The 22,156-nt window shown below is 70.8% G+C and carries 21 protein-coding genes; 8 read left to right on the forward strand and 13 right to left on the reverse strand.

From position 1 onward, the window contains the following. The first annotated feature begins 35 nt into the window (after positions 1-35). Genes AC2W7E_RS04140 through AC2W7E_RS04155 form a run of 4 tightly spaced genes read left to right on the forward strand, consistent with a single transcriptional unit; the run spans position 36 to position 3,888 of the window. On the forward strand, positions 36-1,190 hold the full coding sequence (locus tag AC2W7E_RS04140; RefSeq protein ID WP_085605112.1) for a PP2C family protein-serine/threonine phosphatase: 1,155 nt from the start codon (positions 36-38) through the stop codon (positions 1,188-1,190). Next, positions 1,187-3,151 carry a glycosyltransferase family 2 protein gene (locus tag AC2W7E_RS04145; RefSeq protein ID WP_485988605.1) on the forward strand — a complete coding sequence of 655 codons (1,965 nt, stop codon included), beginning with the start codon at positions 1,187-1,189 and terminating at the stop codon, positions 3,149-3,151. Before AC2W7E_RS04140 ends, AC2W7E_RS04145 begins: the two co-directional genes overlap by 4 nt. After that, on the forward strand, positions 3,135-3,467 hold the full coding sequence (locus tag AC2W7E_RS04150; protein ID WP_025102664.1) for an STAS domain-containing protein: 333 nt from the start codon (positions 3,135-3,137) through the stop codon (positions 3,465-3,467). The genes AC2W7E_RS04145 and AC2W7E_RS04150 overlap by 17 nt, the downstream gene beginning before the upstream one ends. After that, positions 3,457-3,888 (forward strand): ATP-binding protein, encoded by a 432-nt coding sequence (locus AC2W7E_RS04155; RefSeq protein ID WP_025102665.1) that lies wholly within the window; start codon positions 3,457-3,459, stop codon positions 3,886-3,888. Before AC2W7E_RS04150 ends, AC2W7E_RS04155 begins: the two co-directional genes overlap by 11 nt. A 4-nt stretch (positions 3,889-3,892) precedes the next feature. On the opposite strand, the gene AC2W7E_RS04160 is transcribed toward AC2W7E_RS04155, so the two are convergent. The 6 genes from AC2W7E_RS04160 to dnaK form a co-directional block, all read right to left on the reverse strand. Continuing rightward, entirely contained in the window at positions 3,893-4,336 is a 444-nt protein-coding gene (locus AC2W7E_RS04160) for a DoxX family protein (RefSeq protein ID WP_060921594.1), read from the reverse strand. Between the two features lie 126 nt (positions 4,337-4,462). Then, positions 4,463-5,122 carry a GntR family transcriptional regulator gene (locus AC2W7E_RS04165; protein ID WP_025102667.1) on the reverse strand — a complete coding sequence of 220 codons (660 nt, stop codon included), beginning with the start codon at positions 5,120-5,122 and terminating at the stop codon, positions 4,463-4,465. 47 nt (positions 5,123-5,169) lie between these two features. Continuing rightward, positions 5,170-5,583, reverse strand: coding sequence for a heat shock protein transcriptional repressor HspR (locus AC2W7E_RS04170; RefSeq protein ID WP_062637270.1), 414 nt, complete (start codon positions 5,581-5,583; stop codon positions 5,170-5,172). Positions 5,584-5,677: 94 nt separating this feature from the next. After that, positions 5,678-6,661 (reverse strand): DnaJ C-terminal domain-containing protein, encoded by a 984-nt coding sequence (locus AC2W7E_RS04175; RefSeq protein WP_025102669.1) that lies wholly within the window; start codon positions 6,659-6,661, stop codon positions 5,678-5,680. 7 nt (positions 6,662-6,668) lie between these two features. Further along, on the reverse strand, positions 6,669-7,313 hold the full coding sequence (locus AC2W7E_RS04180) for a nucleotide exchange factor GrpE (protein ID WP_485988606.1): 645 nt from the start codon (positions 7,311-7,313) through the stop codon (positions 6,669-6,671). Between the two features lie 2 nt (positions 7,314-7,315). Then, positions 7,316-9,178, reverse strand: a complete 1,863-nt coding sequence (gene dnaK, locus AC2W7E_RS04185; protein WP_485988607.1) for a molecular chaperone DnaK — start codon at positions 9,176-9,178, stop codon at positions 7,316-7,318. 210 nt (positions 9,179-9,388) lie between these two features. Here dnaK and AC2W7E_RS04190 point away from each other — a divergent pair, with 210 nt between their 5' ends. Continuing rightward, positions 9,389-10,192 (forward strand): MerR family transcriptional regulator, encoded by an 804-nt coding sequence (locus AC2W7E_RS04190; RefSeq protein WP_249520840.1) that lies wholly within the window; start codon positions 9,389-9,391, stop codon positions 10,190-10,192. A gap of 33 nt (positions 10,193-10,225) precedes the next feature. Here AC2W7E_RS04190 and AC2W7E_RS04195 read toward each other — a convergent pair whose 3' ends face one another. After that, positions 10,226-10,687, reverse strand: a complete 462-nt coding sequence (locus AC2W7E_RS04195) for a DUF3817 domain-containing protein (RefSeq protein WP_085605135.1) — start codon at positions 10,685-10,687, stop codon at positions 10,226-10,228. Between the two features lie 84 nt (positions 10,688-10,771). Here AC2W7E_RS04195 and AC2W7E_RS04200 point away from each other — a divergent pair, with 84 nt between their 5' ends. After that, positions 10,772-11,737 carry a helix-turn-helix transcriptional regulator gene (locus tag AC2W7E_RS04200; RefSeq protein WP_485988608.1) on the forward strand — a complete coding sequence of 322 codons (966 nt, stop codon included), beginning with the start codon at positions 10,772-10,774 and terminating at the stop codon, positions 11,735-11,737. A gap of 127 nt (positions 11,738-11,864) precedes the next feature. Here the strand turns inward: AC2W7E_RS04200 and AC2W7E_RS04205 are convergent, their stop codons facing one another. After that, the gene (locus AC2W7E_RS04205) at positions 11,865-13,061 is read right to left on the reverse strand and encodes an MFS transporter (RefSeq protein WP_126893942.1); all 1,197 of its coding nucleotides are present in this window, start codon (positions 13,059-13,061) and stop codon (positions 11,865-11,867) included. A gap of 249 nt (positions 13,062-13,310) precedes the next feature. Between AC2W7E_RS04205 and AC2W7E_RS04210 the strand changes: the two genes are divergently transcribed. Further along, the gene (locus tag AC2W7E_RS04210; protein ID WP_062765598.1) at positions 13,311-14,183 is read left to right on the forward strand and encodes a serine protein kinase RIO; all 873 of its coding nucleotides are present in this window, start codon (positions 13,311-13,313) and stop codon (positions 14,181-14,183) included. A 9-nt stretch (positions 14,184-14,192) separates the two neighbouring features. Here AC2W7E_RS04210 and speB read toward each other — a convergent pair whose 3' ends face one another. Genes speB through AC2W7E_RS04230 form a run of 4 tightly spaced genes read right to left on the reverse strand, consistent with a single transcriptional unit; the run spans position 14,193 to position 19,853 of the window. Then, positions 14,193-15,140: an agmatinase gene (gene speB / locus AC2W7E_RS04215; protein ID WP_062637285.1), complete on the reverse strand. Its 948-nt coding sequence runs from the start codon at positions 15,138-15,140 to the stop codon at positions 14,193-14,195. A 32-nt stretch (positions 15,141-15,172) separates the two neighbouring features. Continuing rightward, positions 15,173-16,789 (reverse strand): thiamine pyrophosphate-binding protein, encoded by a 1,617-nt coding sequence (locus AC2W7E_RS04220; RefSeq protein ID WP_485988609.1) that lies wholly within the window; start codon positions 16,787-16,789, stop codon positions 15,173-15,175. 10 nt (positions 16,790-16,799) lie between these two features. Further along, positions 16,800-18,467 (reverse strand): amidohydrolase, encoded by a 1,668-nt coding sequence (locus tag AC2W7E_RS04225; RefSeq protein ID WP_485988610.1) that lies wholly within the window; start codon positions 18,465-18,467, stop codon positions 16,800-16,802. Between the two features lie 42 nt (positions 18,468-18,509). Next, positions 18,510-19,853, reverse strand: coding sequence for an MFS transporter (locus AC2W7E_RS04230; protein WP_062765608.1), 1,344 nt, complete (start codon positions 19,851-19,853; stop codon positions 18,510-18,512). A gap of 218 nt (positions 19,854-20,071) precedes the next feature. Here AC2W7E_RS04230 and AC2W7E_RS04235 point away from each other — a divergent pair, with 218 nt between their 5' ends. Next, complete coding sequence (locus tag AC2W7E_RS04235; RefSeq protein ID WP_025102681.1) at positions 20,072-20,968, forward strand: Lrp/AsnC family transcriptional regulator; 897 nt, start codon at positions 20,072-20,074, stop codon at positions 20,966-20,968. Positions 20,969-21,161: 193 nt separating this feature from the next. On the opposite strand, the gene AC2W7E_RS04240 is transcribed toward AC2W7E_RS04235, so the two are convergent. Then, positions 21,162-22,142, reverse strand: coding sequence for a serine hydrolase domain-containing protein (locus AC2W7E_RS04240; RefSeq protein ID WP_485988611.1), 981 nt, complete (start codon positions 22,140-22,142; stop codon positions 21,162-21,164). Positions 22,143-22,156 lie beyond the last annotated feature (14 nt).

The raw sequence follows: 22,156 nt of genomic DNA on the forward strand, positions 1-22,156 counted from the left end.
GATGAGGGGAATAAACACGGAGGAGGGCCGGGGGAATGTTCGACGAGCGACGGCGACAGGCAGCGCTCGAGGAACTGGGGATCCTTGACACACCACCCGATGAGCGGGTGGATCGGGTGGCACGACTGGCGAAGGAGATGTTCGGCGTGCCGATGGTCAGCGTCTCGCTGATCGACCGCGACCGGCAGTGGCGCAAATCGCAGATCGGCCTCGGGGGGAACGAGGCACCGCGCCAGGACTCGTTCTGCGACTACACCGTGTCGCAGGACCGGACGGTGGTGGTGGAGGACGCGAGCACGACCGACCTCTTCGCCGAGAACCCGTTCGTGACCGGCGATCCGCACCTCCGCTTCTATGCGGCCCATCCGCTGCACGCGCCGGGCGGCGAGCCGGTGGGGACGCTGTGCGTGCTCGACACGGAGCCGCACACATTCACCGACGCCCAGCAGGACCTCCTGCGCGACCTCGCGTTCTGGGTGCAGACGGAGCTGGCGCAGGACGCCGACGTCGACCACGCCGCCGTGGTGCAGCGGGCTCTGCGCCCGCGGGTGCACCCGGAGATCGACGGGTACACGATCGCCGCCGGCGCCGCCCCACGGGGAACGCTCGCCGGGGACTACTACGACTTCTCACGCCACGGGGAGGCCCTGCGCGTGACCCTCGCCGACGCGATGGGCAAGGGCACGGGACCGGCGCTGGTCGCGGCCACGGTGCGCGCCTCCCTGCGGACGGCGCCGGAGCGCTCGCTGTCCGACGCCGTGATCGAGGTGGACCGCCTGCTCGAGGACGATCTCGCGGACACGTCGATGTTCGTCACGGCCGTCGTCGCCGAGCTGCAGCCGGAGACGGGAGACCTCGAGGTCATCGACGCCGGCCACAGCCTCGCTTTCGTCGTCCGGGCGGACGGGTCGTGGACGCCGCTGCGCTCCACGAACCTGCCCCTCGGCATGGGCATGGGCCTCGTCGACCCCCGGGTTCCGGTGACCACCCGCCTGGAACCGGGCGATGCCTTCATCTGCTGCAGCGATGGACTCCTCGACGTGCTCGATCCAGACGACCCGTTCGGCCACGTCGAGCGCGTCCTCGCAGAGATGGGCCCCGGCGGTGCTGTCGGCGAGGCTCTGCGGCTCGCGAACGACGAGCGCGCGACCGACGACATCACGGTCGTCGTCGTGCGGAGGGACACATGACCGCGCGGTTCGCGACGATCCGTGTCCTCGCACTCCTCTCGGTCCTGCTCGGCGTGAACTACGTCGCGTGGCGGTGGCTGGAGTCGGTGAACTGGTCGGCCTGGTGGATCGCGGTGCCGCTCGTGATCGCCGAGACCTACAGCCTCATCGACACGTTCCTCTTCTGCCTCACGATGTGGCGCGCGAAGGAGCGTCCAGCGCCGGTATCGCCGCCGCAGGGCACCGTCGACGTGTTCATCACGACCTACGACGAGCCGATCGAGCTCGTCATGACGACGGCCAGGGCGGCGAAGCGGATCGCCTATCCGCACTCCACCTGGATCCTCGACGACGGCTCCCGCCCCGAGCTCGAGGCCGAGGCCAGGGCCGCGGGCGTCGGCTATCTCACGCGTTCCGAGGACTGGACGGGCAAGCCCCGGCACGCCAAGGCCGGCAATCTCAACAGCGCGCTGTTCCAGACGGACGGCGAGTTCCTCCTCATCCTCGACGCCGACCAGGTGCCGGACCCGCTGATCCTGCACCGCACGCTCGGGTACTTCGCCGATGATCCGGAAGTCGCCCTCGTGCAGACGCCGCAGTGGTTCGTGAACGTCGACGAAGCCGATCCGCTCGGCAGCCAGGCGCCGCTGTTCTACGGGCCGATCCAGCAGGGGAAGGACGGCTGGAATGCGGCCTTCTTCTGCGGGTCGAACGCCGTGCTCCGCCGCGAGGCGCTCATGCAGCTCGGCATCGTGGGCTACGTGCGGAACGTCACCGACTCCGCCGCGCGGGCGCTCAAGACCTCCGAGGCGCTGATCGCCCGCGAGGCCGAGGCCGCGACCGACCCCGCGCTCGCCACCGAGCTCGGCGCGCTGCGCATCGCGATCGCCCGCGGACGCAAGGAGCTCGCCGGCGGCGACTCCGTCGCCGAGGTCGCCGCGCGCGTGGGGGAAGCTGTCGACAACGCCTCCCGCATCCTCGTGGCGCACGACCTGGAGGGCATCCGCGCCGACCTCGCCGTGATCGAATCCCTGCCGGTGCAGCACGACGCCGAGCTCGGGCAGGTGATCGTGGACGAGGCCGGGCTCGACGCTCTGGCCGCCTCGGACCTCTCCCCCCTCACCGCCGTCGAGGCCGTCCGCGGACTGCTCGACGCGCTCCGCCTCGACCGGGCCGATGAGGCCCAGCCGATCCTCCCCCTCGCCACGATCTCGGTGACGGAGGACATGGCGACCGCGATGCAGCTGCACGCCCTCGGTTGGAAGAGCGTCTACCACCACGAGATCCTGGCGCACGGCCTCGCCCCGGAAGACCTCAGGACGATGCTCACGCAGCGGCTGCGGTGGGCCCAGGGGACGCTGCAGGTGATGCTGCGCGACAACCCCCTGGCCAAGCGCGGACTCTCGGTGGGGCAGCGCCTCATGTACTTCGCGACGATGTGGAGCTACCTCTCCGGCTTCGCCGCGATCGTCTACCTCGCCGCCCCGGTGATCTATCTCGTGTTCGGGGTGCTTCCCGTCACCGCCTGGTCGGTCGACTTCTTCGTGCGGTTCCTGCCGTACTTCCTCGTCAACCAGGCGCTGTTCCTCGTGGTCGCGAAGGGGGTGAAGACCTGGCGAGGTCAGCAGTACTCGCTCGCGCTGTTCCCCGTGTGGATCCGCGCGTGCTGGACGGCCTTCGCCAACGTCGTGCTCGGCCGGCCGCTGTCCTTCGCCGTGACCAGGAAGGACGGCCGGGATCCGCGCGGCGTCCCCTGGCGCGAGATCTGTCCGCAGCTCACCGCCATGGTCGTACTCGTAGTCGCCCTCGTCATCGGGGTCGCCCGGGTCATCGTCGGCACGGGCGACGGCACCGGCACCCTCGTCAACACGGCCTGGGTCCTGTACGACCTGGTCGTCCTCAGCGTCATCATCCAGGCGGCGCGCTATCGCGGTCCCGCCGCGCAGGTCCTCGAGAAGGAGTCGAATGAACGTCAGCACTGACACCAGGGACGGGTACGCCGTCGTCGCGATCACGGGGCGCCTGACCGCCTCGGGCGCGCCGTTGCTGCGCAACGCGGTGAGCGACCTCGTCGCCGCCGGGCAGCCGCGCATCGCGATCGACCTCAGCGGCACCGAGTTCGTCGACTCCTCGGGCCTCGGCGCCCTGGTGGGCGGCCTCAAGAGCGCCCGGGTGGCCGGCGGCGATCTGCGCATCGCCGCCGTCCCCGAGGCCGTGCGCACCGTCCTCCACCTCACCAACCTGGATCGCGTGCTCCGCGACTACCCGACGCCGGAATCGGCGTTCGATGGACGCTGACATCCGGGCCTTCCACATCGACGGGCCCGCCGGGCTCGCCCTCGTCGACCGCGCCCTCGACGAGCTCGACCGGCTCTGGACTCAGGCTCCGGAGGTACCGGCGCAGGACCAGGTGCTGTTCACCCTGGCGCTGAGCGAGGTCACGACCAACGTCGCGCAGCACAACGAGCACGCGGACGTCGTCCTGAGCATCGACGTCCGCGTGACGGCGGAGGAGCTGCGCGCCTACATCCGCGACACCGCCCCGCCGGCACCGATCGACTGGGACGCCGTGTCGATGCCGGGCGAGGAGGCGGAGAGCGGACGCGGCCTCGCGCTGTCGCAGGCGGCGCTCGACGAGTTCACCCACACGGTCACCGATCTCGGCAACACCTGGGTCCTCGTCCGCCGCGTGGATCCGGCGCGCGAGGCGGGCGGCTGACCCGTCAGGCGAGCCAGGCCGGTGCTCGTCCGCGGAGTGCCGCGGCGTCGATGGAGTAGCGGCCCGCCCCCGTGAGCGCGAGCGCCAGAGCCGCCGCACCGAGCACGGCGACGAACTCGTAGCCGCCGGCCGTCACCCACAGGCCCGCGGGCAGGTGCACGAGCACGAGGGCCACCAGCATGTCGACGGCGAGGAGGATGCCAACCGGACGCGTCAGCAGTCCGAGGATCAGCAGGATCCCGCCGATGAGCTCGAGGAAGGCCACGACGGGCGCGGCGATCTCGGCGAGCGGGACCCCCATGCCGGCGAAGCTGCCGATGGTCCCGGGGATCGTGAACTCGAAGATCTTCTGGGCGCCGTGGGCGGCGAAGATCGCGCCGACGACGATGCGCAGGACGAGGAGTCCGAGCGACGAGGCGGAGGAGGCGGAGGCTGTGGTGTTCGTCATGAGGAGGTTCTTCCTTCGTGGCAGGACACCCGCGCGGGCGCGGACCAGGGCTCTTGCCCTGGCCCCCACGGTAGGAACCGTTCTTTTCCGTCCGCTGAACGCCTGGAGTTCGCGGACGGGGCGGCCTCAGCGGGAGCCGACCTCGTGGAGCATCCGCTCCCGGGCGCCGTCGAGGTGAGCCGAGAGGACCGCGGCGGCGTCCTCCGGAGCTCCCGTGCGCATGACGTCGAGCAGCTTCACGTGATCGTCCGACGACTCGTGCAGGTCCTCGTCGTGGTTGATCGTGACCTCGAGCAGCGCCGTGAACGTGGGGAGGTACTGGTTCCAGGCGCCCTCGAGCCGCGGGTGATCGGCGAGGGCGTAGATCTGGGAGTGGAAGTCGAGGTCGGCTGTGACGAAGGCGGCATGGTCACCCGCGTCCGCGGCCTCGGCCATGCGCTGGACGGCGTCGGCCATCGGCTGCCACCGGTCGTCGTCGTCGACCCGCATCGCCCGCGAGAGGGCGAGCTGCTCCAATGCGCCCCGGAGGCTGTAGAGCTGGTCGACGTCGTCGCTCGTGAGGCCCACGATGTAGACGCCGCGCGGGCGCTGCACCTCGACGAGCTTCTCGAAGCTGAGCTGGGTGAGGGCGTCGCGCACGGGACCGCGGCTGACGGCGAACTCCTCGGCGAGGGCCTCTTCGGTGAGCCGGGCCCCCGGCGCGAGCTCCCCTCGGACGATGCGCTGGCGCAGCACGCGCGCGACCTGCGCTCCGAGCGACTCCCCGCGCGTGACGGTCTGCGTCATGGTGACCTCCTGTTAACAGTTGACAGGATACACACCGGGGTGCGCGGTCAGGCTCCGGAGCGCGGACTCCAGAGCACGAGCTCGGTCGAACGGCGGATGCGGCGGCCGGTCGGCATGGGCACGACCCCCGCGGATCCGGCGGCGAACACCCGCACGCCGGGACGGTTCTCGCGCTCGGCGCGGAGGGCGCTCTCCAGCGCGACGACACGGTCGCGCAGCATCCGGTTCTCGTCCTCCAGGTCGAGGAGCCGGGCGATCGCGGGGAGACTGACCCCTTCGGAGGAGAGCTGGGCCACCTCGCGCAGCTGCTCGATGTTTCGGTGCGAATACCGACGCGAGCCGCCGGGCGTCCGTCCCGGCACCACGAGGCCGATCCGGTCGTACTGACGGAGGGTCTGGGGGTGCAGGCCGGAGAGCTTGGCGGCTGCGGCGATCGCGAAGACCGGGGTGTCCGCGTCCATCACGCCTTCCTTCCTGATTTCACGTCAGGCCGCCGCGCCAGGTCAGGCAACTCCCTTCCGGAAGCGCCTGACCCGACGCGAAAGCCTGTGCTCGTCAACGGCGGGCTTTCGCCATGAGCTCGGCCCGCGGGTTCTCCTGCGGCTCCAGCTCCTGGAACCGCTCGAGAGCCTCGCGCGCGGCGTCGTCGAGGTGCGTGGGCACCGCGACCTGGAGCTCGGCGAGCAGGTCACCGGTCCCCTTCGCGGTCGCAACACCCCGACCCTTGACGCGGAGCACGCGGCCCGACGGAGTTCCGGGGGCCACACGCAGCTTCACCACGTCGCCGCCGAGCGTCGGGACCTCGATGGTCGCGCCCAGCGTCGCCTCGGTGAAGGTCACGGGGACCACCACGCGGAGGTTGAGGCCGTCCCGCGTGAAGACCGGGTGCGGACGCACCGTGATCTGCACCACGATGTCTCCGCTCTCCCCGCCGTCCGGCGAGGGGCGACCACGGCCGCGCAGCCGGATCTTCTGCCCGTCGGCGACGCCCGCGGGGATCTTCACCTTGAACGGCTTGCCGTCCTCTCCCTGCAGGGTGATGGTCTCGCCCTGCACGGCGGTGCTGAAGTCCAGCGTGGTGCGGGCCGTGACGTCGGCGCCGCGCTGCGGACCGCCGAAGCCGCGGAAGCCGCCGCTCGGCTGCCCGAACCGGCCACCGCCGAACGAGCTGCCCTGGCCCTGGTTGAACATCGCGAAGATGTCCTCGAAGTCGGCGGTCTGGCCGCGCCCCTGCTGTCCGAACCGGCTGAAGACGTCTTCGAACCCGCCGGCGCCCGAGCCGCTCGCCGTGAAGCGAGCACCCGAACCCATGGCGCGGATCTCGTCGTACTCCTTGCGCTGCTCGGCGTCGGAGAGCACCGAGTACGCCTCGCTGATCTCCTTGAACTTGGCCTCGGCCTTCGCATCGCCCTGATTGGAGTCGGGGTGATACTTGCGCGCGAGCTTGCGGTACGTCTTCTTCAGGTCAGCGTCGCTGACGTCCTTCGAGACCCCGAGGGTCTTGTAGAAGTCCTTATCGAACCAATCCTGGCTGGCCATCGATCACCTACTCCGCAGGGACGGCGACGACGACCTTCGCAGGACGCAGCTCGACCTCGCCGAGGCGGTAGCCCACCTCGACGACCTCGAGCACCGTGGTCTTCGAGGTGCCGGGGGTCGGCTGCTGGAAGATCGCCTCGTGACGCTGGGGGTCGAACTCCTCACCCTTCTCGCCGTAGGCGACCACGCCGAGGCGCTCCACGACCGCGCGCACCTTCTCGGCGATCACGGCGAAGGGGCTGCCCTCGACCAGATCGCCGTGCTGCTCGGCGCGGGCCAGGTCGTCGAGCACGGGGATGAGGCCCTTGGCGGCCTCGCCCTTCGCGCGCTCGATCTCGATCTGGCGCTGCTCCTCGGTACGGCGGCGGTAGTTCGCGTACTCCGCCTGCAGGCGCTTGAGGTCGGTCAGCAGGGCGTTCTCGGCGTCGGCGATCGCGGCGTCGCCCGCGGCGGCATCCGCCGTCTGCGCGGCACCGAGGATGTCCTCGACCGTCAGCCCTTCCTCCGCCTCGGCAGCCGCGTTGACCGGGGTCTCGTCCGAGCCCTCGGCGGCCTTCGCCTCGCGGGAGTCCTGGTTCTGCGGCACGGGGCCGGATGCCTGAGCATCCGACCCCTCCGGAACCTCGTTCTCGTCGAAGTTCTTGTCCGTCATGATTACTTCTTCTCGTCCTCGTCGTCGACGACCTCGGCGTCGATGACGTCCTCGTCGGAGGAGGGGGCGTCACCGGTCGGGGTCTCGCCCTCGGCCGAAGCGCCGGCGGCGTCCGCCTGCGAGGAGGCGTAGATCGCCTCGCCGAGCTTCGACTGGGACTGGTTGAGCTTCTCGAACGCGGTCTTCACGGCCTCGTCGTCGTAGCCGGCCAGTGCCGTCTTGAGCGCATCGACGTCGGCCTTGACCTCGGTCTTCACGTCCTCGGGGAGCTTGTCCTCGTTCTCGGAGATGAGCTTCTCGATGGAGTAGGCGAGGGTCTCGGCCTGGTTGCGGGTCTCCGCAGCCTCACGACGCGCCTTGTCCTCGGCGGCGTGCTCCTCGGCCTCGCGCACCATGCGCTCGATGTCCTCCTTCGACAGCGACGAGCCACCGGAGATGACGATCGACTTCTCGGTGCCGGTGCCCTTGTCCTTCGCGGACACGTGCACGATGCCGTTGGCGTCGATGTCGAACGTGACCTCGATCTGCGGGATGCCGCGAGGAGCCGGCGCGATGCCGGTGAGCTCGAACGTGCCGAGCGGCTTGTTGTCGCGCGTGAAGTCACGCTCGCCCTGGAAGACCTGGATCGCGACGGACGGCTGGTTGTCGTCGGCCGTGGTGAAGGTCTCGCTCCGCTTGGTCGGGATGGCCGTGTTGCGCTCGATGAGCTTGGTCATCATGCCGCCCTTGGTCTCGATGCCCAGGGAGAGCGGGGTGACGTCGATGAGCAGGACGTCCTTGCGCTCGCCCTTGAGGACACCGGCCTGCAGCGCGGCGCCGACGGCGACGACCTCGTCCGGGTTCACACCCTTGTTGGCTTCCTTGCCGGTCTCGCGCTTGACGAGCTCGGCGACGGCGGGCATACGGGTCGAACCACCCACGAGGACGATGTGGTCGATGTCGGACACCTTGATGCCGGCCTCGCGGATGACGTCCTCGAACGGCTTCTTGGTGCGGTCGAGCAGGTCCTTCGTGAGGTCCTCGAACTTCGCGCGGGTCACGGTCTCGGAGAGCGAGACGGGGCCCGAGTCGGTGAGCGACAGGTACGGGAGGTTGATGCTCGTGGACGTGGAGCTGGAGAGCTCCTTCTTCGCCTGCTCCGCGGCCTCCTTGAGGCGCTGCAGGGCGATCTTGTCACCCGAGACGTCGACGCCCGTGGTCTCCTTGAACTGCTTGATCAGGTAGTCGACGAGACGCTGGTCCCAGTCGTCTCCACCGAGACGGTTGTCACCGGCGGTGGCGCGCACCTGGATCGTGGAGAAGTCGTCGTCCTTGCCCACCTCGAGGAGGGAGACGTCGAACGTTCCGCCACCGAGGTCGAAGACGAGGATGAGCTCGTCCTCCTTGCCCTTGTCGAGGCCGTAGGCCAGGGCGGCCGCGGTCGGCTCGTTGATGATGCGGAGCACGTTGAGGCCCGCGATCTCACCGGCCTCCTTGGTGGCCTGACGCTCGGCGTCGTTGAAGTACGCCGGGACCGTGATGACGGCGTCGGTCACGGTGTCGCCGAGGTAGGACTCGGCGTCGCGCTTGAGCTTCTGGAGGATGCGCGCGGAGATCTCCTGCGGCGTCCACTTCTTGCCGTCGACGTCGAAGCTCCAGTCGGTGCCCATGTGGCGCTTGACCGAGGCGATCGTCCGGTCGACGTTGGTGACGGCCTGGCGCTTCGCGGTCTCGCCGACGAGCACCTCCCCGTCCTTGGTGAAGGCGACGACCGAAGGGGTCGTGCGGAAGCCCTCGGCGTTGGCGATGACCTTGGGCTCGCCACCCTCGAGGACGCTGACGACGGAGTTGGTGGTTCCGAGGTCGATACCGACAGCACGTGCCATGTGTTCTCTCCTTTGTTGGGAAGTCTGTAGTGGTCTGGAAACCTGCGGCGATCAGGGAAACCTGAGTCGCGATGGCTCAAGTGTACGCCGGGGCCGAAACGCTGTCAAATGAACTTGATATGAACAGGCTCAAGTTTTTCGCCGGGCCGTCAGGTGTCCGCGAGCCGCCATGCTTGACTCTCACACGGTGTCAGACGGGAGAACAGAGACATGTTGTCCATCGGAGCGTTCGCGCAGATCGGCCAGGTGACCCACCGGATGCTCCGGCACTGGGACACGGCCGGGCTGCTCGTACCCGCCCACGTGGACGAGTTCACCGGCTACCGGTCGTACGACCCGTCGCAGCTCGAGCGCCTGCACCGGATCGTCGCCCTGCGTCAGCTCGGCTTCGGCCTCGACGACATCTCGGCGATCCTCGCCCAGGGTGTCGACGCCGACCGGATCGCGGCCCTCCTGCGCATCCGGCGTGCCGAGGTGGAGCAGGAGCACCGGCTCGCCGCCGCGCGACTCGTCGATGTGGAGCGGCGCCTCCACCTCATCGAGAAGGAGAAGCACATGTCGCAGATCGAGATCGTCCAGAAACCCCTCCCCGCCGTGCGCCTGGCGGCCGTGCGCACCGTCGTCGCCGAGCAGCCGGCGGTCGCCGAGGTCGTCGGCCCCTCCTTCGACGCCGTGGCCGAGGTCATCGGAGACGAGTGCGGCGCCCTCACCACCCCGATCGCCCAGTACCGGACGCTGCCGGACGGGATGGAGATCGTCGCCGGATACTCCTACTCCGGCCCCGCCGCCGACGGGATCGAGATCATCGAACTCCCCGCCGAGGAGGACGCCGTCTGCGGGGTGCACCTCGGCTCGATGGAGCGGATCGCGGAGAGCTGGCACGCCATCCACACCGAGGTGGTCGCGCGCGGCCTCGTGCACGCCGGGCCGTGTCGGGAGCTCTACGTCCGCGCCGTCGGGGAGGACCAGTCGGACTGGGTCACGGAACTCCAGCAGCCCGTCGCGCGCCGCTGACGCGGAGGCCGCACAGACGGGGCGACGCCGGGGTCACTTGCCCCCGGGCGGGCCGACCAGCAGCAGGATCACGTACAGCGCGACGATGCCCACGACCAGCAGCACCGCGAGCACCCAGGGGCGACGGAGGAACCAGCGCATCAGGCGGTCGTACCAGCGGCGGTCGCGCGGGTCGTCGGTGGCGTCGAGGCGCCAGTCGCCCCGAAGACGGCCGGTGCGGTGCAGCCAGATCTCCATCGGGATGGTGGCGTACGGCACGACGGCGCTGAGGACCGCCAGCACACCGACGCCCGGGTGCCACCGCTGGTTGAGCGCGACGAGGACGGCGGTCGCGGCGTAGGCGAGGAACACGAACCCGTGGATACCGCCGCCGACCGTCACCACGACTCCGGGGGCTCCGACGGCGCGGGCGATGATCGCGGCGATGAGGAGGGTCCAGGTGATCGCCTCCGCGATCGCGAGGACACGGTACAGGCGGCCAGGGGTGCGGAACACGGAACTCCTCGGGTGGGGTACCCCTCCAGCGTATCCCGCTTCGAATCGCCCACTTGGCCCCATCCGGCGCCGAAATGGAGCAAGGTGAGCGATTCGAAGGGGAATAGGGGGACGGCGGCCGACGTTGCCGAAGGCATGGTGACGGTGGACGCGGATGCGCTGTCCGCTGTGCTCGGCACGGTGGACCTGCGGGTGGGGATCGCCCGCCGCGTGCGGCTGACCACCGGAGGACTCCTCCCGCTGCCGCCTGGCCGGATCACCCTCGTCTACATCGCCGACGGCGCCGTGCACGGACACCCTCCCCTGGGCACGGGGTGCCGCCTCGACGTGGACCCCTCGTCGCAGCAGCTCACGGTCGAAGAGCCAGGGCACCGCGATCGACTCGTCGCCGGCGACGCCTTCCTCCTGCTCCGCGGCGACACCTTCGCGCTGGAGGCCGATGCCGACACCACGCTCCTCGTCGTCGACATCGAGCTCGCGGACACCGCCTCTCCCCTCCCCGCGCTCCTGCCGCCCTTCCTCGCGGTGACCGGATTCGACGCGCTGGAGCCGGCCGCCGCCGCCCTCGCCGAGAACATGGGCGTGGTCGATGCGCCCGCGTGCCCGGTGCGCCAGGGAGACCCGTTGATCTGTCGGATGATGGCGACCACCGTGCTGCTCTCGGTCATCCGGGCCTGGGCGGCCAACGGCTGTGCGCCCGCGGGGTGGCCCTCGCTGTCGAAGGACCCCTTCCTCGACCGCGTGGTGGACGCCATCCACGAGCAGCCGGGACGGGACTGGACCGTCGAGCGCCTGGCCGCCGTCGGGGCCATGTCGCGGTCGGCCTTCGCGGAGCGGTTCCGCCTGGCCGTGGGCCGCTCCCCCGCCGACTATGTGACCGAGGTGCGGATCGACGCCGCGAAGCGGATGCTCCAGGCCGGGCAGGCGGTCTCGAGCGTCTCGCGCGAGCTCGGCTACGCCTCGGACGAGGGCTTCAGCCGCGCCTTCCGCCGCCGGACGGGCATGACTCCCTCCTCCTGGCGCGCCTCGCACTCCCTCGTTCCGGCCTGATCCCACGACATCCTCCCCCGTCTGGGCGGGCATGGCTTCGGAGATCCGGGGCGACACGCCGGCCCCGAGCCCGAGGGCACGGCGTGTCGTCGGCCTGCTCCGAAGTCGAGCCCGGGCGGGCACGAGGTCAGGGGCGGGAGCTGCGGCGGTTCGAGAGGCCGAACAGCACGGCACCGGCGAGGAGGGAGACCGCACCGATGGTGTAGACGAGCTCGATGCTCAGGGTGTCGACGAGGAGTCCGCCCACACCGGCCGCGAGCGTGATCGCGCCCTGGAACCCGACGACCACGAGGCTCCCCCCGGCCTCCAGGCGGTCCGGCATGCGGTGGCCCACCCAGGTGTTCACGACGATCAGCCACGACGAGAAGAAGAAGCCCCAGAGGAGCACGACCGCACCGATGCCGATGATCGATCCGGAGAAGAGCACCATCGACACCACGGCGGCCGAGATCACCAGCGGCGCGAACACCGCGAAGAAGGCGAAGGAGCGGTCGATCACGAGGCCGATGGAGAGGTTGCCGAGGAGGCCTCCGACGCCGAACAGCGCCAGCAGCACGACGATCGTCGAGGCGTCCACGTCCGGGATGCGCTCCAGCGCGAGGCGGACGTAGGTGTAGGCGAGGAAGTGGCCGAGCACGACGAGCACGTGTCCGACCATCCCGAGTCCGATGCCCGGACGCCGCACCGTGTCGACGAGCAGACGCAGGCTCGACGCCCGCTCGGCCGGGACGGTCGGCAGCGCCCATCGCAGGGCCACGGCCAGCACCACCATGAGCACTCCCGCGATCGCGAACACGGCACGCCAGTCGACGACCTCGCTCAGCATGACCCCGAGCGGGACGCCGGCGACCGTGGCGAGCGAGACGCCCGCGGAGGTGAACATCACCCCGCGACCGAGGTGCTCCGGCCCCGCGAGCCGCGCGGCGACCGTGATCGACATCGTCCAGTAGGCGCTGATCGCCGCTCCCAGCAGGAACCGCGCCAGCAGCACGACCACGAGGTTCGGCGCGATCGCGACCACGAGGTTCGACACGGCCGCGGCGAGCGCCATCCACACCAGCAGCGACCGACGATCCAGACGGGGGAACACGAGGCCGACGGTCGGGGCGACGAAGAGCCCGACGAGCGCGGTGACGGTGACGGTCTGCCCGGCCTGGCCGGGGGTCACCCCGAGACCGTCCGCCATCTCGGTGAGCACTCCGTTGGGGAGGAACTCGGCGGTCACCAGCAGGAAGCCCATCACCATGAGGGCGATGAGTCCGCCGTAGCGGATGCGGTCGACGCGGGTGGTCGGCAGGGTCGGGACGGGGGCGGTCGTGGTCATGCTTCCAGACTCGCAACGGGGGCGGGCGCGCGCCCGACCGGTCGTCCGCCGCATCCGACCGATCGTCCGGCCCTGGACAACCCCCGGGAGACCCCCTAGGCTCGACGACGCACCGGGATCCGCCCGGGAAGCCCGAGCGAAGGAGGCGATGAGATGAACGCTGTCGTCGTCGCGCCTATCGCCGACCACCTTCCCTTCGAGGCCACCCGCTCCTGATCGCCGCGTGGCCTCCCTTCCCGGAGCCACACCGTGAACGAATCCCCCGCTTCCTCGGAAGCCGCGTCCTTCGACGCCACCTCCTTCGACTCCCTCGAGACCGCCCTCTCCTTCGCCGAGGTCGAGCCCGGCGCCAACCAGCGCTGGACGACCTGGCCCTCGTCCACCCCCACCGAGCGAGGGCCGGACCCCCGCCCCGCCTGGGTGGTGACCTCCGCCGGCGCCCTGGACACCGAGCTCGGCATCCTGAAGACCGGCAAGGAGGCCGACGTGTTCCTGCTGGAGCGCGCCGTGCCCGACGACCCGACGCAGCGCACCCTCCTCGCCGCCAAGCGCTACCGCGGCATCGAGAACCGGAGCTTCCAGCGCTCCGCCGTCTACACCGAGGGCCGCAGCACGCGGAACACCCGCGACACGCGCGCCCTCGCCAAGAAGACCGCCCACGGACGGGAGGTCGCCGCAGCCCAGTGGTCGCTCGCGGAGTTCGAGGCCCTGTGCCGGATGTGGGAGCGCGGTGCCCCGGTCCCCTATCCCGTGCAGGTCAGCGGCACCGAGGTGCTCATGGAGTTCCTCGGCGACGACCGGGGCATCGCGGCACCCCGGCTCGCCCAGGTGCGCGGGTCGAACGCCGAGATGCAGGAGTACTTCACGCAGGTGGTCGAACTCATGCGGGTCTTCGCCGCCGCAGGCTTCGCGCACGGCGACCTCTCCGCCTACAACCTCCTCGTGCACGAGGGGCGGGTGCGGGTGATCGACCTGCCGCAGATCGTCGACGTGATCGCGAATCCGCAGGGCCTCGACCTCCTGCACCGCGACTGCGTCAACGTGTGCGACTGGTTCGCACGGCGACGGGTGGAGTGCGACGCCGAGGCCCTGTTCGCGGACCTCCTCGGGACGCTGTTCTGACCCCGGGTGTCAGGAGGCGAGTCGGGCGGCGAGAAGGGTCACCAGCTCGTACACGACGTGGCTCGCGGCGATCCCGGTCATCTGGGCGTGATCGTACGCGGGCGACACCTCCACGACGTCGGCGCCGACGATGTCGCGGTCGCGCAGCGCCCGGAGGATGCGCAGCAGCTCGCGACTCGTGAGCCCTCCCGCCTCGGGGGTCCCGGTGCCGGGCGCGTGCGCGGGGTCGAGCACGTCGATGTCGATCGAGACGTACAGCGGCTTGTCGCCGATGCGGGTGAGGATGCGGTCGATCGCGGCCTCCACCCCGTGCTCCTCGATGTATTCGCTGGAGACGATGGAGAAGCCGAGGCGCTCGTCGTCCTCGAGGTCCTGCTTCGAGTACAGGGGTCCGCGGGTGCCGACGTGGCAGCTCGCGGTGAGGTCGATCAGCCCCTCCTCGCTCGCGCGGCGGAAGGGGGTGCCGTGCGTGATGGGGGCCCCGAAGTAGGTGTCCCACGTGTCCAGGTGGGCGTCGAAGTGGAGGACCGCGACCGGTCCGTGCTTCGCGGCCACCGCCCGCAGCAGGGGAAGGGCCACGGTGTGGTCGCCGCCGATCGTGACGAGGCGCTGCACCTGGTCGCCGAGGGCCACGGCTGCGCGCTCGACCTCGGTCACCGCCTCGGTGAGGTCGAACGGGTTCACCGGGATGTCCCCCGCATCCACCACCTGGGCGAGCTGGAACGGCGACACGTCCTGTGCGGGGTTGTAAGGCCGGAGCAGCCGGGACGACTCCCGCACATGCGACGGGCCGAAACGGGTGCCGGGGCGGTAGCTCACGCCGGAGTCGAACGGGATGCCGACCACCGCGATGTCGGCGCGCGGCACGTCCTCGATGCGGGGCAGGCGGGCGAAGGTGGCGATGCCGGAGTACCGCGGGTTCACGGAGGCGTCGACGGGGCCGATGTTGTCGGTCATTTCTCGTTCCTGTTCGTCGGGAGGTGTGGGTCTCAGAGGGCGTGCTGCGGGATGTGCACGAGCTGCACCCCGCCGTCGGCGATGGCCGCGCGGATGCTGGGGGCGATGTCGGCGCGTGATGCCGTCCGTCGCCCGGTCGCCCCGAAGGCGGTGGCGAGCGCGGCCCAGTCCGGCTGCACGAGGTCGACGCCGATCGGGGTCATGCCCCGGTCGAGCTCGTTCTGGCGGATCTCCGCGTACCCGCCGTTGTCGACGCACACCACGGTGACGTCGAGACGCTGCTCGACGGCGGTGACGAGCTCGTTCACGCAGAACATCAGAGCGCCGTCGCCGATGACGGTGACGACCGGGCGTTCGGTCTGCGCGACGGCCGCGCCGATCGCGGCGGGGAGGCCGTAGCCGAGCGTGGCGTAAGTCGGCGTGTAGAGGAGGGAGTGCGGCTGCTCCTGCCGCAGCACGCTGCCGAGCGCCATGTAGACGATCTGGGAGGAGTCGCCGGCGACGATCGCGTCGGCAGGGAGGGCGTCGGCGATGATCTCGGCGAGCGCGACGGTGTCCGGCGCGGTCTCCCGCGACTCGGCCTCGATCGCGGCCCGCTCGGCCGTGAGGTCGCGGGTGGGACGGGCGGGGTCCGGCAGCAGGGGCAGGAGGGCGTCGGTCACGGCGGCGGCGTCTCCGGTGAGAGCGACCGTCGCGGTGAGGTTCTTGTCCCGCTGCTCCGGAGAGATGTCGACGCGGATCACGGCGCCGCGTGCCTCGAGCCGCGGAGCCCAGAGCTCCGCCTCGCCCAGCTTCGAGCCGACCACGAGCAGCACGTCGGCGTCTTCGGCCACAGCCCGTGCGGCAGCGAGGCGCAGGTTCGAGCCGAGCGAGAGCGGGTGCCGTTCGTCGAGCACCGCCTTGCCGTTCAGGGTCGTGAGCACGGGGGCTCCGAGCCGCTCCGCCACCGCGGCGATCTGGTGCGCGGCGTCCACCGCACCCCCACCGGCCACGATCACCGGGCGGCCGGCGGCGGAAAGCAGCCGGGCGGCCTCGGCGAGCGCGATCGGATCCCCGGAGACGCGGTCGGGCATCGGGCGCGGCTTCCGGTCCTCCGCGGGCACGGCGGCGGGCGCCTCCAGCACGTCGAGCGGGATCTCGATGTGCACGGGGCGGGGACGGCCGGTGCGGAAGAGGTGGAACGCGTCGTGCACGGCCCGCACCGCCTCCGCCGCGGTCGACACCCGTCGCGACCACTCCGCGATCGCGCCGACCATGGCCGTCGCGTCCTTGGTCTCGTGCAGCGTGCCCACGTCGGCGAACTCCGCCCCGAGCGGCACGCCGGGCGAGAGCACGATGAGGGGTCGCGACTCGCAGAAGGCCGTGCCGATCGCGCTCATCGCGTTCTGGAGCCCGGGGCCCGAGGTCGTGATCACCACGCCGGGGAGCCCGGTCTGCTGCGCCCACCCGTCGGCACCGTACCCCGACCCCTGCTCGTGGCGGTTGGTCACGGCGCGGATGCCGAGGTCGGCGAGGGGCCGATAGAACTCCAGGTTGTGCGTGCCGGGGATGCCGAAGACCGCGGTCACCCCGTAGCCGCGGATGGTCTCCAGGACCGCACGGCCTGCGGTATCGGCGTACCGGTCGTCTCCGGTGGTGTCGGTGCTCATCGTGTCATCCTCACATCGCGTGCCGACGGACGCCGTCGACCCAGGTCTCACGGACCTCGATCGCCGCGATCTCCTCGGCCGACACCGCGAGCGGGTCGTCCGAGAGCACCGCGAAGTCGGCGTACTTGCCCGGCTCCAGGGAGCCGAGGTCGTCCTCCCGGCCGATCGAGACCGCGCCCTCGATCGTGTGCGCCCGCAACGCCGCGGTCGCGGAGATGCGCAGGTCGTCCGGGCCGAGCGTGTGCCCGCGCCGGGTGACCCGGGTGACCGCGGTCTGGATCGCCTCCAGCGGGATGGGCTCGGCGACCGGGGCGTCCGAGGAGATCGTCATGGGCACGCCCGCACGCTCGAACTCCCCGAGGGGGTTGAAGCGCTCACCGGGCGTGCCGATGGCCTCCTCCACGCCCTCGCCCCAGTTGAAGTAGTGCTGCGTCTGGTTCACGGGACGGATGCCGGCGGCCGCCATCCGCTCGATCTGCCCGGGGGTCGGCAGGCCGCAGTGCTCGATGCGGTGCCGGGCGTCCGCATCCGGACGCTCCGCGAGCGCGGCCTCGATCGCGGACACGACCATCTCGATCGCGGTGGGCGACTGGGCGTGGGTCGCGGTCTGCAGTCCGGCCGCGTGCGCCTTGCGGATGAGCTCCGCGTAGTCGGCGGGCTCGTGGTAGAGCTGGCCGGTGCGGCAGGGGTCGCCGACGTAGCCGTCCGGGAAGTACGCGGTCCAGCCGCCCAGCGTGCCGTCGGCGTAGAACTTGATGCCGGCGAAGCTGAGGTGCGCGTTGCCGAACTGCCCGACGAGCCCCATCTCCAGCGCCTCGTCGAGCAGGTGCGACAGCAGGTACATCGACACGCGCAGCTCCAGCCTCCCGGCCTCGGCGAGCCGCAGGTACATGTCGAACTCGCGGCGCGTGACCTGACAGTCGCCGATGGAGGTGACCCCGCCCGCGAGGAACCGCTGCGTCGCCGCGTCGAGCTGGCGCAGGTGCTCCTCCGGCTCGTCCGCGAGGTGGAAGTTCGGACCGTGGTGGCCGATCTTCACCCCGTGGACGCCGGTGAGGATGTTGCACGCCGCGTCGGACAGTTCGCCGGTGAGCTCGCCGTCGGCGTCGCGGAAGAACTCGCCGCCGTCCGGGTTCGGGGTGTCCCGGTCCACGCCGTTGAGGTCGAGCGTGTACGAGTTCACCACGCCGCCGTGGCCGGAGGCGTTCATGAGGTACACCTCGCGGTCGGCGGCCACCTCGTCGAGCTCGAACCGTGTGGGGTGCCGCTTCTCGGCGAGGTTCCGCTGCTCGTAGCCGTAGCCGCGCACCGGGCGCCCGGCGGGGAGATCCGCCGCGGCGGCCTTCAGCAGCGCCACGATCTCCGGGATGCTCCCCGCCTTCTCCGGACCGCAGTCCACCCAGGTCATCATCTGCCCGAACATCAGCGGATGCGCATGCGCGTCCACGAAGCCGGGCACGACCACCGCCTCGCCCAGATCGACGCGCTCCGGAGTGAGTCCGGCCCGTGCCGCCACGTCCTCGCACTCCGCCGCCGTGCCGAGGGCGACGATGCGCCCCCGGTCGGTCAGCATCGCGGTGACGGTGGTGTCCGCGGGGTCCGCCGTGTGGATGGCTCGCGCGGTGACGAGGACGGGAGCGGCCTGGGCCGAGCGGTCGAAGGGGGTGAGCTTTCTCATGATGCCTGTTCGCGGTGGTGTCGTGCGGGGGAAGGGTGCCGGTCAGGGCAGGCGGTTCGCCGTGGTGTCGGTCCGGGCGGTGAACGACGCCGTGACCGGGGCCTCGTCGGAGTGCTGCGGCGCGAGACGCGTGCAGATCCCGGCGATGACGGCCATGCCCACGAACATCGCGATGACGGACCAGACGCTGCCGGTCCAGGCGATGAGCTGCGTCGCGAACCAGGGCGAGAATCCGGCCCAGATGGCGGCGCCGACGCCGTACGACAGCGCGATCGAGGTGTAGCGCGCCTGCGGACGGAACATCTGGGCGAGGATCGCCGCGATCGGGGCGTAGGTCGCACTCATCGCGATGCGCACGAGCGAGGCGAAGAGGAAGATCAGCGGCTCCACGCGACCCGGCATCAGCAGCAGGAAGGGCGCGAAGGTCAGCACCGAGGTGATCAGGCCGATGTACATCACGTTCTTCCGGCCCCACTTGTCACCGAGCCAGGCGACCGGCAGCGTCACGACGAACTCCACGAAGGAGGCCAGGGTCATCGCGTCGAGGATGACCTGCTCGCTGATCGCGATGGGCTCGCCGGTCGCGTACGCGGTGGCGAAGGTGGTGGCCAGATAGTAGCCGCCGGTGGAGATGGGCAGGATGCCGATGCCGAGGAGGATCGGCTTCCAGTTGACGCGGAGGGCGAAGGCGAGCGGCATGGACTGCTTCCGGCCCTCGATCTTCTCCTCGAAGACCGGCGACTCCTCGACGCGATACCGGACCCACAGACCGACGCCGATCAGCACGATCGACAGCAGGAACGGGATGCGCCAGCCGCCGTCGATGATGAACGTGTCGCCGCCGCGAGCCATGATCGCGAAGATGCCGGAGGCGAGGAGGGCGCCGGCCGGGTTGCCGAGCTGGGTGAAGCCGCCGTAGAACGTCTTCGACTTCTCGGGAGCGTGCTCCACGCTCATGAGCACCGCGCCGCCCCATTCGCCGCCGACCGCGAGGCCCTGGATGGCGCGGAGCAGGATGAGGAGGATGGGGGCGAGGATGCCGATGTTCTCGTAGGTCGGCAGGCAACCGACGAGGACGGTCGCGGCCCCCATCAGCAGCAGCGTGATGACGAGCGAGACACGCCGACCGAGCTTGTCGCCGATGTGGCCGAAGACGATGCCGCCGAGGGGGCGGACGAGGAAGGCGACCGCGAACGTCGCGAACGCCGCGGCGGTCTCGGCCAGGGGGTCGTCGCTCGGGAAGAACAGCGGGCCGAAGACGAGGGCGGCGGCCGTGGCGTAGACGTAGAAGTCGTACCACTCGATGGTGGTGCCGACGAAGGCGGCGAAGCCGGCGCGGCGCGCGCGGCTGTGGACGCCGCTTCGGGGGGTGGGGGTAGTGGTCATGGACCCGCTCCTTCGCGGATGGTGTCGGATAGCGAAGGATGCTACGGACGCGGAGCGACGCGGGCAAGGGCAGAACTCCAGCGATACGCGTCATTCACTGGATTTGTGTCTGACGCACCGCGCACTCCGGGCCTTCCGCTCGGTCGAACAGCGCTCTACGCTGAGGTTCTGCGGGGGCGAGCGTGCACTGCGGGGAAATCGACGGAATCGGACGGCACATGGACTTCGACGCGGAACTCATCCGGGCGCTGCAGGAGGACGGCCGCGCCAGCATCCTCTCCCTCGCCGAGCGCGTCGGCCAGTCCCGCGCCGTCGTGGCGGCTCGTCTGCGCACGCTGCTCAGCGACCGCACGGTGCGGGTGGTCGCGGCCGTCGACCCCGTGTTCCTCGGGCAGCACGTGCTCGCGCACGTGTCGATCCGGACCGACGGCGCCGTCGAGGTGGTCGCCGAGCACCTGCGCGACATGTCCGAGACCGTGCTGGTGTCGGCGGTCGGCGGCGCCCACGACATCGTGACGGAGGTGCGGGTGGGCTCGATGTCGGAACTCCACGATCTGCTCGCGCGCATCCGCGGGAGCGCCGGGGTGCTCGACATCAACACGATCATCTACTCGACCGTGATCAAGGGGTTCTTCGTCTCGGAGTACCACGGCGGCGTGACCCTCGACGGCATCGACGAAGCCCTCATCGAGCACCTGCAGTCCGACGGGCGGATGAGCTTCCGTGCCCTCGGCGAGCAGGTGCGGCTCTCCCCCAGCGCGGTCGCCACCCGGGTGCAGCGGCTCATCGACGCCGGTGTCATCAAGATCAGCGCCGTGGAGGCCCGAGGGCTCGCACATCGGCAGCTCTCGATGGGCGTGGGCATGACGCTCGGAGACGACGACGAGGCCGTGATCGACGAGCTGCGGCGGGGGCGCGGCGTCGACTTCGCGGCCCGGACCCTCGGGCGGTTCGATGCCGTCGCGACCCTCGTGGAGCCCTCCGCCGGAGCCCTGTATGCGAGTCTCGAGCGGCTGCGCGCGCTTCCCGGAGTGACCCGGATCGAGGCGTGGCTGCATCTCGCGGTGCTCAAGGAGGACTACGCCCGCACCCTCCGCCCCCTCCGCACCGACTGACCCCGGCCCCGTCCCGTCCGCGTCCCGTTGCGGGATCAAAACCGCGCCTCCTTCATCCGTCCCCCGCACGTTTCTGCACACTCACCGCGAGGGGTTCTCGGTGCGGGATGAAAAAAGGGCGTCGGAAGGCGCGGGGAGGGGCCTTATCGATCCCGGGACCGGGGCGAGACCGGGAGCGGGGCGGGTAGGGGGGTCAGGGGGTGAGGGGGGCGAGGAAGGCACGGCGGACGGCGGCGACGTCGGCGTCCTCGCGCGTGGGGTGCACGCGGTTGAGGAGCAGCACGCCGTAGGCGCCCGTCTCGGGGACGACCGCGAAGCACGTGCCGGTGAAGCCGGTGTGGCCGACCGCATCAAGGTCACCCATCCACGCGGCATCGCGCACTCGCAGGCCGATCGCCTGGCCGTAGCCGGCGTCGGCCTGGACGGACGGGGTCGTCATCCCGCGGAAGGACTCCCGTGACAGCACGCGCCCGTGCGGCCCCTCGCCCTCATCGCGGAGGAGACGGGCGAGAGCGGCGACATCCGCCACCGTGCCGAACAGTCCCGCGTGGCCGGCGGGACGGCCGAGTGCATGGGCGAGCTCGTCGTGCACCGCACCGCGCACGTTCCCGCGGTGCGGCTGCGTCTCCGTGGCGACCGCCTGCTCCCGCTCCGGAGCCGCGGTCAGCGACGCGGCGCCGATCCCCGTGGCCACCTCCGCCCAGAGCGTCGCGAGCGGCCGCCCGGAGACCCGTTCCAGACAGTCTCCAGCCGCGATGTACCCGACGTCGGAATACAGGTGGCGGGCCCCCGGCTCGGCACCGAGCGCCCGACGCCGCACGCGGGCACGCAACTCGTCCCCGCGCACGCCCTCCCGCCACTCGCGCCCCTCCGCCGGCAGCCCGGAGGTGTGGGTGAGAAGGTGCCGGAGGGTGATCCGCTCCGCTCCGGCGCCGCTGCCCACCGGGAGGACGCGCTCGACGGGCTCATCGAGGTCGATCACGCCCGCGTCGACGAGCCGCAGGGCGGCGATGGCGGTGAAGACCTTCGTCAGCGATGCGAGATCGAACAGGTGCGCGGCGGTGAGCGGAGCGGGATCGTCGTGCGCCGGCGACCCGAGGAGCTGCAGCTCTTCCGCGCCCCCGGCAACAGCCCGCACCGACGCCCACGCCGAGCCCGGGGCTCCGTTCACCATGATCCGCCTGCGGC

This window comes from Microbacterium sp. CFSPD4_SD4 (genome assembly GCF_057364585.1).